This window comes from Moraxella sp. CTOTU47579 (assembly GCF_032004885.1).
GTDB classification, from domain to species: Bacteria; Pseudomonadota; Gammaproteobacteria; order Pseudomonadales; family Moraxellaceae; genus Faucicola; species Faucicola tetraodonis.
Genome location: NZ_DALZOJ010000002.1, coordinates 59,321 through 73,937, shown reverse-complemented (window position 1 = coordinate 73,937; position 14,617 = coordinate 59,321). Strand labels below are relative to the sequence as shown.

Genomic DNA, 14,617 nt, shown 5'->3' with positions numbered 1-14,617 from the left:
AACCTACTCCATCACGGCGCAGATTACAGTGATTAATGCTTCTTCTGTAATCGGCTTACTTAGATAATCCCGGGCACCTTGGCGCTTGCCCCATACACGGTCAGTTTCTTGATTTTTAGTACTGATGATAACAACAGGGATATGACTGGTTTTTGGGTCACGGGTAAGTTTGCGGGTCGCTTGAAAGCCGTTCATCTCTGGCATGACCACATCCATCAAAATCACATCTGGGAAAAACTCATTGGCTTTTTGAATCCCATCCTCGCCTGTATGCGCTTCAATGACTTCGTGCTGATGACGAGTCAAAATATCTCGAAATTTTGCCATTTCTGATGGTGAATCATCAACTACTAAGATTTTGGCCATACACTTACCCTTTTACCTAATTATTGATTGCATTAATATTTTACTGTTTTGTATGTCGGTGGGAATAAAAACCCAACAGCACAACGGTTAAACTAAACACGCATCCCAAATCTACGTCTAGCTAGGTTGCAATCTGGGCTTATATTTCAGTCATATCGAGTGATTGCAGACTTTAGGGGTTAACAACAGTTGCAAGCAATGGCATGCTGTTTAGCTTCAACCTAGCGCATGAAGAAGCACAGCGCATTAAGACGCAGGACGATGACGCTCAATGGTATCAAATAGCTCTTCTTTACTAAATGGTTTGGTCAAGTACTCATCTGAGCCGACGATACGACCGCGCGCTTTATCAAACAAGCCATCTTTTGATGACAGCATAATCACGGGCGTGGCAGCAAAATCTGCGTTGTTTTTGATTAGTGAACAAGTCTGATAACCGTCGAGGCGTGGCATCATGATATCGACAAAAATCAAATCTGGGTTGGTATCCGCAATTTTTGCCAACGCATCAAAGCCATCAACGGCAGTAGTCACCTCACAGCCTGCTTTGGCAAGTAACGTCTCTGCGGTACGACGAATGGTTTTTGAATCGTCAATAATCATGACTTTTAGGCCTTCAAAATTTGCATCCATAATATTTTCCTAATGGTTGTTTCGCTACGATTTTGCTACCCATTGTCCTATAGCGATTGCTCAAAACTTTAAGTTATAGGCGTTGGGGCAACTATCAAATGATGCCTCAACCCTCAAAAGCAACTGGTACAATTTTTGACAATTAAACAAAGCTATTCTAAATAATTTTTATAAGATATAACAAATATTTCATACAGTATAGTTACAAACCAACTGTATGGTGATATTTTTAAAATACTACCATACTTTTTTGCTGCAAAGTATGCTTAAATCGATGCACTTACCGTTCATTTTTAACATCCTATGATGATTCAGGTCTGATCTATTGACTGCTTTGTAGATTGCCCATACACCCATGTTAATATGCACGGATTCCATGATGCTAGTGACACATCTTGAGATAAGCTTAGAAAAGTTTATTGCACTGGCTATTTCTACATCGTTTGATATTTTTTTAAGTTGATTGTTTGCGCTGAGGACGTCTCATTCATGATAACACCGAAGTTTATCACCAAAGTTCTACCATTAAGCCTAGCCGTGGCTAGCGCTGTTATTAGTTTGAGCGGTTGCCAAAAACAGCAAAACGATAGCAAAAGCCCGTTGTCAACCCAAAAGACCCAAATCACCACCGCGTCAGCCACCACGCAAATCGCCAATAACGAGATTCAGCTATTAGCGGCCGATGTCATCACCGCCAAAGCAGACCGATTTGAACCGAGTGTCACCGTGACAGGGACGCTGCAGCCTTCAGACCACACAGTGGTGCAATCAACCGTGAATGCGCAAGTGCAGCAAGTGCTCGCTGATGTGGGTAAAACCGTGGCAAAAGGTGAGCCACTGGTGCGACTTGATATCAGTGATAGTAAAAACCAACTCGCTCAAGCGCAAGCCGATGTTGCTGCCGCCCAAGCACAGGCCATCGTCGCCAATAAACTTGCTGAGCGCAACAAAATTTTGCTCGAGCAAGGCTTTGTCTCACAAATAGAGTATGAGCGTAGTGTGGCAGACAGCATTGCGCAGCGTGAATCCATCAAAGCCAAACAAGCCCAATTAAGTAGTGCACAAAAAATGTTTGGTGATACCACGATTTATGCCCCTACCACTGGGATTGTCAGCAGCCGCAGCGTCAATGTCGGACAGGTAGTCACGCAAAACCAAGCCTTGATGGAAATCATTGACCCCAATAAACTTGAGTTTGCCGCCAATGTGCCTAGCGAAGCACAAACACAGCTACAACTTGGTCAACAAGTGCCTTTTACTATTAGTAATCAAACCAATCAGTATATTGGACAAATTAGCCGCATTTCTCCCCAAGTCGATGCCGCCACTCGCCAACTGACGATTTATATAGCGGTTAAGCCTTCTCAGCGTAATCGTGGACTTCGACCGGGCATGTATGCCACAGGCAAGCTTAATTATGGGGTTGCACAAGTTGGGGTATTGGTGCCTATGTCAGCGGTGGTGCTTGAGTCAAAAGCCCTCGAATCTGGAGCAAAAGGCGCAGCCAATAAACCCACCGACCAATCCGCCACAAATCCAACCTTAGAAGCTGGCACGATTTTGGTAGTCAGTAAAGACAATGTGATTACCAAACAGCCTATCAAGGTACTCAAACACCTTGACGATACCAGTCAGTATTTAATTACTGGCATCGAGGCTAACACCACGGTGATTGTGGCAAATCTCAATGCCAATGATGTGGGTAAAAAAGTCGTGCTCAAATAACCTACTGATAGTGTTTCATTCAATCATTCAATATTGTTAAAAATTTCACTGTTAAAAATTTTGGTATTAGGAATTTGCTATGTGGCTCACCCGCGTCAGTATCAACAATCCTGTGTTTGCTGCCATGATCATGCTCGCGCTGATGGTCATTGGATTGCTGGCAACATTTCGCATGAAAGTTGAGGAATTTCCTAATATTGAATTCCCTTTTGTGGTGGTCAATACCGTTTATAGTGGTGCTTCGCCTGAAGTCATCGAAACCGACATTACCAAAAAAATTGAAGACCAAGTCAATACCATCGCCGGTGTCAAAGAAGTGACCTCCGTCACCCAACAAGGCCTGTCACAAGTCATCGTGCAGTTTGATTTAAATATCCCGTCCGATGTTGCCGCGCAAAACGTGCGTGATAAATTGGCACTGGTGACCCCCACCTTTCGGGATGAAGTCACCACGCCTATCGTTGCGCAGTACAATCCTGCCGATGCGCCTGTGGTGTCCGTCACGTTTCGCTCTGACAAAATGTCGCTTCGGGAGTTATCCACTTACTTAGACAACACGGTCAAAAAACAGCTACAAACAGTCACAGGTGTGGGTCGTGTTGATATATTGGGGGGTCGGCAGCGTCAAATCCGTGTGCTGCTCAATCCCACCCAAATGAATGCCTATAAAGTCTCAGTCAATCAAATTAGCAATGCACTACGCTCAGAGAACGTCGAATTACCTGTCGGTACCATCAACAATCAAAACCAAGAAATGGTGATTCAAGTCAACGGGTTGGTCAAAACACCCAATGAGTTTAACCAAATCATTGTCGCCCAAAATCGCTCAAGTACGGGTGCTATCGTGCCTGTGTACTTATCGCAAGTTGCCGAAGTCATTGATGGGCAAGCCGAGGCTGAGTCAGCGTCGCTACAAAATGGTCAACCTGCGGTGGCAATGGATATTATCAAAATGTCGGATGCCAATGTGATTGATGTGGTTGATAAAACCCAGCAGCGTCTGGCAGAAATCCAAGCGACCCTACCCTCAGGTGTCACTATGACGGTGGTGGCTGATAGCTCCAAAAGTATTCGCGGCTCGTTAAATAATGTGGTACGCACCTTGATTGAAGGGGCGATATTGGCGGTGTTTATTGTTTGGTTGTTCTTAGGGTCGTGGCGTTCGACCATTATCACAGGATTGACGCTACCCATTTCGCTGCTCGGTACTTTAGCGGCGATTTGGACGTTTGGTTTTTCCATCAACATGATGACCCTACTGGCGCTGGCATTATGTATCGGACTGCTGATTGATGATGCGATTGTGGTGCGGGAAAATATTGTGCGCCATGTGGGTATGGGCAAACATCACCGCCAAGCGGCGCTTGATGGCACCCAAGAAATCGGGCTTGCCGTGCTAGCGACGACGCTGGTGATTGTGGCGGTATTTTTACCCGTGGCTTTTATGGGCGGGATTATCGGACGCTTTTTTTATCAGTTTGGCGTGACCGTTTCCACCGCTGTGTTGCTGTCGTTATTTGTTAGTTTCACACTTGACCCGATGTTGTCTTCGATTTGGCCAGACCCAGATGCCGCGCACCAACATGACCGACTCAATGGGCGGGTATCGTTTCGCAAGCGACCGATTGCTTGGCTATTAGCGGGTTTTCAGCGCCTGTTAGATCGGTTGACCAATCTATATAGCCATATTCTTGCGTGGAGTCTACGCCATCGTTTGATAACGGTGCTTATTGCAATTGGCTCACTGGTTGCCGCATTTTTTGCCGTGGGGTTGGTGGGCAAAGAGTTTGTCCCGCAAGCGGATATGAATGAAATCAAAGTCAAATTTGAAACACCTGTTAATGCCAATCTTGACTACACCCAGCAAAAAGCAGCACAAGTCAATGCGGTATTACAAAGTTTTCCTGAGGTTACCAATACTTATGCCACGGTTAATGCGATGTCCTATAGCGGTAACAATCGGGTACAAGTGAATGTATCGTTAGTACCCAAAGATGAGCGCACGCGCGGACTAGATGCCTTAAACCGTGCCATGCGTGAGCAATTGCAGCAGGTAGGCGGCATTAAAGTCACCTCTGTGGCAGCCGCTGCCATGGCGGTCAGCGGTGGTCTTAAGCCGATTATGATATCCATCAAAGGCAATGATTTAAATGAGCTGCAACGTTTATCCAATGAGTTTATGCAAAAACTCTCAAACGTCAATGGCTTGGTAGATTTGGAAAGCACGCTTAAACAGCCCAAATCAATGGTCAATGTCACCATTAACCGAGAAGCAGCAAATGACGCCGGTCTTTCGATTGGGCAAATCGGACAAGCATTACGCCCGCTGCTGGCCGGTGACAATGTGAGCACCTTTAAAGATGACAACGGCAACAATATCGATGTCAACGTGCGCTTAAATGACGACAACCGCCAGACCATCTCGCAACTACAATCCATGTACTTGTCATCAAGCCGTACGGATCAAAATGGTCAACCAGTGCTAGTGCCGCTATCGCAAGTGGCGAATTTTAGTGAAACCTTAGGTGCACCGCAAATCAACCGGCGTTCGCTGTTTCGTGAGGTGGTAGTCCAAGCCAACACGGACGGCAGACCGGCAGGTGATATCGGCGCGGATATCACAAAAATCCAAAACGAGATGAAACTGCCGCCCGGTTACAGCTTTGCGGTACAAGGCTCTAACAAGGACATGGCAGAATCCATCGGCTACGCAACAACCGCGCTTGGACTGGCAATTGTATTTATCTATATGTTGTTAGGGTCACAGTTTAATAGCTTTTTATACCCTGTGGCGATTATGGCATCGCTGCCGTTATCGCTGATTGGGGTGTTCTTTGCGTTATTTTTATTTGGCTCTAGTCTTAATATGTTTTCTATCATCGGCATTATCATGCTGATGGGATTGGTGTGTAAGAATGCGATTTTGCTCATTGATTTTATTAAAGAATCTTTGTCAAACGGTTTGAGTCGTAATGAAGCTATTATGCTCGCGGGTCAAACGCGCCTGCGCCCCATTTTGATGACTACCGCTGCCATGGTGATGGGGATGATACCGCTGGCACTGGGCATCGGTGAAGGGTCGGAGCAGCAAGCACCGATGGCACACGCTATTATTGGCGGGGTGATTACTTCAACTTTATTGACCTTGATTGTGGTGCCGGTGATTTATACCTATTTAGATGATGGCAAACAGCGGTTTTTTCGGTTATTTGCTAAAAAGGAAGCAAAAACCCTTGCAATAGAGCGCCACGACTCACTTTAAGCAATAATTCATTACAATTTTATACAGTGTAAAGAAACTTAAGAATGAGTAGCCCAGTACAATTTTAAATTGGGCTATGCATTAATTGGGCTGTGTGATTGATAGCTGTATGATTGGCAGCTAAGAAGTTTTATAAATCTGTGTAAGACACTATCATATTGGCAGTCTATTGCTATATGATAATAGGCTCTTGATTGATGATAGAAGCCTGGCTTTGATGAGCAAAAGCAATAATAACAACTGATTTATTTTAGAGAATTTTTGGAGTTGGTGATGGAAGAAAATAATAGTGGTACTAAAACCGTACTATTGATTGAGGATGATCCAGATTTAGCCGAGTTGATTAGCGAATATTTGGGCATGAACTACTATGAGGTTCAGCATGCCCCAACCGCAACAGAAGGTCTAGAGACGCTATTTAACCCTGCCAAATCCATTGACTTGGTAATTTTAGATTTGATGTTGCCGGATATGGATGGCATGCAAGTGTGTCAACGTATTCGTCAGCACAAAGATAGTCGTCTGGCGCAAACGGCGATTATCATGCTCACCGCCAAAGGTGACACCACTGACCGTGTGTTGGGTCTTGAAATGGGCGCGGATGATTATGTCTCAAAACCATTTGAACCGCGTGAACTATTGGCGCGTATCCGTGCGGTCATGCGCCGTCATGACCTGCCGCTTCATCAGCAAAAAGAAGATAACTTAGTATTTGGTCGCTTAAAGGTTTATCCGGACAGCCATGAAGTGACGATTGATGATGAGCCGGTGCGTTTGACCACCCACCAGTTTCAGTTATTGCATTACTTTGCTACCCACTCAGGTAAAGTACTGAGCCGTGAACAGCTCTGGCATGCGATGCCAAACGATGACAGCAGTGATAACATCGACCGTGCCATTGATGTGCATATTTCACGTCTGCGCGCGCTGATTGAAGACAATCCTCGCCAGCCAAAACGCATTATCACAGTGCGTGGTGTCGGCTATCAGTTTGCCACTGACCAAGTGTAAGAGTGTAAGATAGCTTGACAAATTTAACACGCAAAAGGTCATCATCCTTGGTTATTTATGCTAGCAAAGCTATTATAATAGCCAATGATGACCCACGATTTCTGGATTCTGTGTGCGATTAAGCGGCATAAAATTTAACAGTGTATTTAGCAAGTTATTTGCCAGCGTTATGCTGGCATTGGTCATTTTTGCTGGGGCAATGGTAGTTTTAAGCCATTTGGTACACGATACTTCGGCCAACACCCGCCACCAAGTCATTGCCAGCCAAGTCACCCAGCAGCTAGACCCGCTACTAGTGGAGCTACGTACCGCTCAAGACCAACAAAAAAACCTCGAAACCCGTTATTTACTTGCCCTCGTACGTCGTAGTTTTAATATCTATAGCGATTCACTCAACGCCAAATTTGGTCTATACGATGGCAAAAGTGGCGAAGCGATTATGATCATGCGTGGGCTGCCTGCCACTTTACCCCCAAACCCGCCATTTTTTTCCTCTTTGTTTCCTAGAGATGATCCAAAACACCCGACCGAAATTCAAGTCAATAGCCAATCGGGTTATGTGCTGTTATACCAATCAAAACTTAGTAACCGCCGTGCGATTTCGCCCGCGATTAATTTACTGACAGGCACCTTGCTACTGCTGCTCATTATGTCGGGCATGTTATGGATGATTGCACGTACCATGACATGGCGTATCAATCAGCTAAGTCGGCAAATCACCCAACTGGGTGATGGCGATTTCTCTGCCCGTGTCACGCCCGTGGGCAACGATGAAATTACCATTTTGGCACGCGGTTTTAACCAAACCGCCGAGCGTATCGAAACCTTGATGAATGCCAATAAACTGCTGTTAGCGCATGCTTCTCATGAGATTCGCACACCGATTACCCGTATTCGTCTACAAGTTGAAATGATGACCATGCTGGCAAGTCATTTTGACAAAACAATACAAGATAAAGTACAAAAACGTGCCGATGCCATCAACCGTGATTTAACGGGTCTTAATGATTTGGTGGAAAGTATTTTGCTCGTCAGTCGTATGGATGCCGGTCATGCGATAGAAAAAGTAGAAGACGTCGATTTATATGAGTTAATTAAAAACGAGATTCAGCACTACCCCCAAGCTAGCTTTACGGGTGGTCATATTATCATCCAAGGACAAGCCAAACTTCTCACCCACCTGGTGCGTAATTTGCTCGACAATGCCCATCTCCATGGCGTCCCACCTGTGAGCGTACAGCTGTACGCCATTGATGATGCGGGTAATCAACTGGCAATTGATGCTCTACCTACCATCCAAGAGAGTACCAAAGATACCGATACTCAAAAACATATCGATGCTCAAAAAGATAAAATAGCGTTGCCCGCCCCTATAAAAGATACCACCAGTGCCCTTAAAAACGGCAATGACATCACCTTTGATACTACGATATCCGCGACCACTATACCTCTAGCAACAAACACAGCAACGGACACAGCAGATAGCGAAGCAACTTCGAACAAACTGGCTAACAAACCAAAAAATAAATCCTCTATTTTTTCCCGTAAAAAATCTGACATTGTGCACCTGCCAGAATTTCATCAGGTGTGTATTGCGGTTATCGACCAAGGTACAGGCATTCCTGAAGACAAACGCACCGATATTTTCAGTCCATTTGTACGGCTACAACAAGAGAAAAAAGGCTCAGGGCTCGGGCTATCTTTGGTCGCGCAGATTGTCAAAGCCCATGGCGGTAGTATCATCACCGACACAGTGCATGGTCATACCCGCTTTTTGGTCACATTACCTATCACCCAATCGTAACCGCTTTTAACTCTGCCTATAGTTTTGTCACAATTTTTTTTGCTTTTCTCCTTTATTATTTAATTAAACCCACCATTCGGCATTTATTTATTCGTTAAAGCGACTAAACGCTGACGACGAGCTGTGCTAAAATTACCTTCTTTTAGCCACTGCAAAATTTTTTATTATCATGATTACCATTGATAAAGTTACCAAACGCTTCCAAACCCAAGATGGCAACTGGTTTACCGCGGTAGAGCCGACATCGCTCACAATCCAACAAGGCGAGATTTTTGGCTTGATGGGTTATTCGGGCGCGGGCAAATCCACCTTGCTACGCTTGATTAATTTACTTGAACGCCCAGATAGCGGCACGGTCACCATCGATGGCAAGGAGCTGACTTCGCTATCCACCCACGATTTGCGCCATGCCCGTCAAAACATCGGGATGATTTTTCAGCAGTTTAATCTGATGGCAAATCGCACGGTGGCACAAAATATTGCCTTTGCCCTAGAAATTGCCGGTTGGGAAAAAGCAGCCATCATGCCGCGGGTGATGGAATGCCTTGAAATTGTCGATTTGGTCAATCGCGCCAACCACTATCCCGCCCAGCTCTCTGGCGGTCAAAAACAGCGGGCAGGTATCGCACGGGCGTTAGCACCCAAGCCTCATGTAATGCTCGCCGATGAGCCCACCTCGGCGCTCGACCCTGCGACAACAAAATCGGTGTTAGCCTGTCTCAAGGATATTAATGACAAGTTTAACGTCACTATCGTGATTGTGACCCATGAAATGTCTGTGATTCGCAAGCTGTGTAACCGCGTCGCTCTGCTTGATAAAGGCAAATTGTTGGAAGTTGCTGACGTACATTCGGGGCAAATTCATGCCACCACGCCGATTGGGCAGCTGCTGATTAGTGATGATTAATGGCGCACAAACATCGTCGATGGCTGGATAATTTTTTAAGTTTTAAATTGAATCGTTGGGTAATTTCATGGCAAACACATTAACTTGGCAAAGCGCGGTTGATAATCTTTTGGGGATGAAGGCAGAAATTTGGCAAGCGTTTTGGGAGACGCTGATTATGGTGGGTATCTCAACGGTTGCGTCAGTCATCTTTGGTACATTGCTCGGCGTTGCGCTCTTTTTGACCAGTAAAAATCAGCTCGCCGACAACAAATCGCTGTATGCAGGACTTGGCAACTTTACCAACATTATGCGTGCTTTTCCGTTTGTGATTTTGATGATTGTGATTATTCCTGTCACTCGCCTCATTGTCGGTACCACCATTGGCCCAATCGCGGCATCGCTTGCTTTGAGTGTCGCCGGTATCTTCTACTTTGCTAGGCTCGTTGAGCAAAATCTGCGTGATGTGCCAAAAGGTATCATCGAAGCGGCGTTATCGATGGGTGCAAGTACAGGGACAATTATTCGTAACGTGCTATTGGTCGAGTCACGCTCAAGTTTGATTTTAAGTATTACTACCTTGATGATTAGTTTACTCTCTTACAGTGCGGCAGCGGGTATGATTGGGGGTGGCGGACTCGGTGATTTGGCGATTCGTTATGGTTATAACCGCTATCAAAATGATGTAATGATTTTTATGGTGATTCTATTGGTGGTGATGGTGATTATTATCCAATCGGTTGGTAATATTTTGGCGCACCGTCTGGATAAACGTTAATTTTAGCTGATGGCTGTTTAAAAAATTGTTATTGATGGTTTTTCTAGGAATTATGAAAAAATTTCATATCCATAGGTTAACTCTCAATAACATTTTTTTTATAGGTATGTTAAGGTAAGCTGATTATTTTATCCGTTTATTTTTTCTTTTTTGGAGTTATGTATGAAATTAACGCATTTATCAAGCCATATCGCGCAGCTATTAGCAACTGTAGGGGTGGCAGGGATTGCCCTAGTCGGTTGTAGCAAACCAGAAAGCAAAACCGAAACCACAGCACAAGCCAGCACCACCACAACTACAACCACGACCACCGCAAGCTCAACCACGACCACGGCAGCGGCAAGCACAGGTATCGACCCGAATAAATCTGAAATTGTGATTGGTACTACTGTGGGCGACTTTGGTGACATGGTCAAAAACTCTGTAAAACCGCAGTTAGAAAAACAAGGCTATAAAGTCAGATTGGTTGAATTCTCTGACTATGTGCGCCCAAATAAAGCCTTAGCCGATGGCGATATTGATATCAACGTGTTCCAACACAAACCTTATCTTGATACTTTCAAAAAAGACAACAACTTAGATATCGTTGAAGCCTTCCAAGTGCCTACCGCACCGCTTGGCATCTACCCAGGTAAATTAAATGACCTAAAACAAGTCAAAGACGGTACCACCGTGGCTGCACCGAACGATCCAAGCAACTTTGCACGCGCGCTGGTAATGCTCAACGAACTAGGCTGGGTAAAACTTAAAGCCAATATCAACCCACTGACCGCATCAAAAAATGATATCGCAGAAAACCCAAAAAATATCAAATTGGTAGAGCTAGAAGCGGCACAATTACCACGTGCGCGCTCAGACGTTGACTTTGCAGTCATCAACGGTAACTATGCGACCAGCTCAGGTATCAAATTGACTGAAGCGCTGTTCCAAGAACCTAGCTATGCGTATGTCAACTGGTCAGCGATTCGCACCAAAGACAAAGACACACAATGGGTAAAAGACGTGACCAATGCGTATAATTCAGAAGAATTTAAACAATACGCCCACAAAACTTTCCCAGGTTACAAATACCCAGCTATCTGGGGTGAAAACCCTGCGACACCAGCAGCTGCCAGTGCAACCGCCTCTGCTGCCAAATAGTGGCATGATTGGCATAAAAAAAGAAGCATTAAGCTTCTTTTTTTTATGGTTAAAATTTATAGACAGAATGTTTTATGGTCAAAATGCGTTAATTGATTTTAAAACGCCTAAATTAACTGGAAATAATCTAAAAAATAATAAAGCGCGTTATTCTGTGAATAGTTTATCTTCAATACTGCGACGCATTTTTTGCCCCGCTTTAAAGGTAACAACGCGGCGCGCTGTGACATGAACCATCTCGCCAGTCTTTGGGTTGCGACCTGGACGTTGGCTTTTATCCTTGATTTCAAAGTTACCAAACCCCGATAGCTTGACTTGGTGACCTTTGGTCAACGTCTCCGACAACTCTGAAAAAAAATTCTCCACAAATGCGCGGCTGTCTTGACGCGTCATGCCCAAATTTTCCATCAAATGATTGATCATTTCTAATTTGGTTAAGGTTTTGCCTTCAACTTGCATATTCATTATCATACCCACCCTACTAAATGTTCCTATTCTAGCGATTCTAGCAAATACAGTCGATAGTTATTTTTACTTTAAAATCAAAGAAAAACATTGTATCGACTGGCATAATTTGCTAGTCCAAGATTACATACGTAGCGTTGCGTGATACTGCTCATGTAGCGCAGCGATGACAGCTTCCATTTGCGCATTGATACGCTCGTCAGAAAGCGTGGCTTCGATGTCTTGCCAAACCAGTGCAAAAGCAAGCGATTGTTGGCTTTCAGGCACATTACTACCGGCATAAACATCAAACAACCACACATCTTTTAATAGCTCGCCCCCGACTTGTTTGATAGTATCCTTCATTGATTGCATAGCAATCGACTTGTCTACCACCACGGCGATATCACGGCGTACTTGTGGGAATTTACTTGGCGTCATGATGGTCAATGCCTGCTGGTGCATGTCAATCACCGCCTGTAAATTCAGCTGCGCCACCCAACTGGTCGGCAAATCCAAGGCTTTGGCAATCTGTGGGTGCAACTGACCCAACCAGCCAATCACCTTACCTTGATAGTGTACATCGGCACTTTGACCGGGGTGTAAAAACGGCTGCTGGCTACGTTGATAACTGATAGCCGACTGGGAAAACCGTGGGAAAACCGATTCGACGTCATTTTTTAGGTCGTAAAAATCCATCACACGGCTGTCATGATGCTGTTCTGGATGAGTGCTGCCCACTGCCACCATCGCCAAAGTGTCCACTTGGTTTAAGCTTGCGATATCACTGCCATCAAAACGCAGACCCGTCTCAAACAGACGCACGCGGTTTTGTTGACGGTTTAAGTTATATTGCACACAAGGCAATAAACTAGACAGCAGGGTACGACGCATGACCGCTAAGTCACTTGAGATTGGATTGGCAAGCGCGAGTGGTGCAGCAAAATGCGCCCCATCAAACAACGCTTCGACTTTGGCATCACTAAAACTAAAACTCACCGCTTCAAAATAACCTTGATTGACCAAGCTCATTTTTAAGTTATGCAGATCATTTTGGCGTTTATTATCAAACAAGTTACTGGTAAACGCCGGCAGTTTGTTGGCAATATTGTTATAGCCATAAATACGGGCGATTTCTTCAATCAAATCTTCGGGCAAGCTGATATCAAAACGATGGCTCGGCGGCGTGGCAACCAGATTTTCGCCTTGTAACTCGGTGCTGATTTGTAGACTATTTAAAATCTCAATGGCTTTGTCGGTGGCGATATCCGCGCCTAACAATTTATTGATACTGACAATCGGCAGCGTCACTGGCGTACGTTTTGGCAGTTCAGCGGTGTTTTCAACCAACGTGATTTGACCGACCCTAACCTCACTTGAGCTATTGCCAAATGTCGCCAATAGATTGACCGCGCGGTCGAGTGCCAATTTTGGCAATTCAAAATCAACACCCCGCTCAAAACGCTGTGACGCATCGGTATGCAAGCCAAAACGGCGTGCTTTACCTGCAATCGCCAACTGTTTGAAAAATGCGCTCTCGATTACCACTCGGGTCGTGCTATCGGTCACTGCGGTGCGAAGCCCACCCATAATCCCCGCTAACGCAATGACACCTTGTTCATCGGCAATCACCAGTTCATCGCCTTGTAAGGTAATGGTTTGCTCATTTAAAAGCTCAAGGGTTTCGCCTTGTTGGGCATGGCGCACGGTAATTGCGCCCACCAACTTATCGGCATCAAACGCATGCAGCGGCTGACCGAGCTCAAGTAATACATAATTAGTAACATCCACCAGTAAATTACGTGGTTTAACACCTGAGGCATTCAGGGCTTGTTTCATCCAATTAGGTGATGGCGTCGTGCCTGTCAGCCCACTGACCAGTTGCGCGTAATAACGTGGGCAGTCGGTGGTCTCTACCCTAACCGCTTGGCTGTCGTTGTCGGTCACAGCTGCGGTGATATTGTCAAAGGGTAGCTGAAATGTTAAATCATTGAGCACGGCAAGCTCACGCGCGATACCGCGCACACTAAAACAATCCCCCCGGTTTGGGGTAATTGAAATATCTAGCACATGATTGTCTAAGCCAAGATACGCTCGGATATCCATGCCAATCGGGGCGTCTTGTGGCAAAATTAACAAGCCATCAACACCATCATCACAGTCAATCTCACTACCACCACACAGCATACCGTGCGATTCTACGCCGCGCAGTTTGCCTTTTTTAATGTTAAAGGGTTCATCCCCTTGTGCGGGCGGCAGTTTGGCGCCCACCAGTGCCACAGGTACACGCACGCCAGCGGCGACATTGGGTGCACCGCAAACGATTTGTAGGGGTGCTTCGCTATGCTCACCGACATTCACTTTGGCAACGCGCAGTTTATCAGCATCGGGGTGTTGGGTGACGTCAATCACTTCACCGACCACCACACCACTAAAGTCTTTGGCAACTTTATCCAAGCTATCAAGCTCTAAGCCTGCCATCGTCAGTTGTTCGCCAATTTGCTCAGCGCTTAAGTTTGGGTTTGCCCATTGGCGTAACCAGTTTTCGCTAATTTTCATTGTTTTCCC

Annotated in this window: 11 protein-coding genes; 7 read left to right on the top strand and 4 right to left on the bottom strand. The window is 45.3% G+C overall.

Features of this window, described 5'->3' with window-relative positions:
• Nucleotides 1–3: 3 nt before the first annotated feature.
• Together RTP55_RS01680 and pilG are read right to left on the bottom strand one after the other, a co-directional pair.
• A complete protein-coding gene (locus tag RTP55_RS01680; RefSeq protein ID WP_312383730.1) occupies nt 4–366 on the bottom strand; it encodes a response regulator in 363 nt (120 codons plus the stop codon).
• A 246-nt stretch (nt 367–612) separates the two neighbouring features.
• The gene (gene pilG, locus RTP55_RS01675) at nt 613–999 is read right to left on the bottom strand and encodes a twitching motility response regulator PilG (RefSeq protein ID WP_050324978.1); all 387 of its coding nucleotides are present in this window, start codon (nt 997–999) and stop codon (nt 613–615) included.
• A 489-nt stretch (nt 1,000–1,488) separates the two neighbouring features.
• Between pilG and RTP55_RS01670 the strand changes: the two genes are divergently transcribed.
• From RTP55_RS01670 to RTP55_RS01640, 7 genes are all read left to right on the top strand, one after another.
• Nucleotides 1,489–2,724: an efflux RND transporter periplasmic adaptor subunit gene (locus tag RTP55_RS01670; protein WP_312383727.1), complete on the top strand. Its 1,236-nt coding sequence runs from the start codon at nt 1,489–1,491 to the stop codon at nt 2,722–2,724.
• A 79-nt stretch (nt 2,725–2,803) separates the two neighbouring features.
• Nucleotides 2,804–5,986 (top strand): efflux RND transporter permease subunit, encoded by a 3,183-nt coding sequence (locus RTP55_RS01665; RefSeq protein WP_312383724.1) that lies wholly within the window; start codon nt 2,804–2,806, stop codon nt 5,984–5,986.
• A gap of 273 nt (nt 5,987–6,259) precedes the next feature.
• Nucleotides 6,260–6,997 carry a response regulator transcription factor gene (locus RTP55_RS01660; protein ID WP_062332572.1) on the top strand — a complete coding sequence of 246 codons (738 nt, stop codon included), beginning with the start codon at nt 6,260–6,262 and terminating at the stop codon, nt 6,995–6,997.
• Nucleotides 6,998–7,166: 169 nt separating this feature from the next.
• A complete protein-coding gene (locus tag RTP55_RS01655) occupies nt 7,167–8,801 on the top strand; it encodes a sensor histidine kinase (RefSeq protein ID WP_312383722.1) in 1,635 nt (544 codons plus the stop codon).
• A gap of 169 nt (nt 8,802–8,970) precedes the next feature.
• Nucleotides 8,971–9,708 carry a methionine ABC transporter ATP-binding protein gene (locus tag RTP55_RS01650; RefSeq protein ID WP_312383720.1) on the top strand — a complete coding sequence of 246 codons (738 nt, stop codon included), beginning with the start codon at nt 8,971–8,973 and terminating at the stop codon, nt 9,706–9,708.
• A 67-nt stretch (nt 9,709–9,775) separates the two neighbouring features.
• Nucleotides 9,776–10,465, top strand: a complete 690-nt coding sequence (locus tag RTP55_RS01645; protein WP_007115396.1) for a methionine ABC transporter permease — start codon at nt 9,776–9,778, stop codon at nt 10,463–10,465.
• 162 nt (nt 10,466–10,627) lie between these two features.
• The gene (locus tag RTP55_RS01640; RefSeq protein ID WP_065262707.1) at nt 10,628–11,605 is read left to right on the top strand and encodes a MetQ/NlpA family ABC transporter substrate-binding protein; all 978 of its coding nucleotides are present in this window, start codon (nt 10,628–10,630) and stop codon (nt 11,603–11,605) included.
• A gap of 147 nt (nt 11,606–11,752) precedes the next feature.
• On the opposite strand, the gene RTP55_RS01635 is transcribed toward RTP55_RS01640, so the two are convergent.
• Both RTP55_RS01635 and pheT read right to left on the bottom strand, forming a co-directional pair.
• Nucleotides 11,753–12,070: an integration host factor subunit alpha gene (locus RTP55_RS01635; protein WP_007117206.1), complete on the bottom strand. Its 318-nt coding sequence runs from the start codon at nt 12,068–12,070 to the stop codon at nt 11,753–11,755.
• 123 nt (nt 12,071–12,193) lie between these two features.
• The gene (pheT, locus tag RTP55_RS01630; protein WP_312383716.1) at nt 12,194–14,608 is read right to left on the bottom strand and encodes a phenylalanine--tRNA ligase subunit beta; all 2,415 of its coding nucleotides are present in this window, start codon (nt 14,606–14,608) and stop codon (nt 12,194–12,196) included.
• Nucleotides 14,609–14,617: the final 9 nt, after the last annotated feature.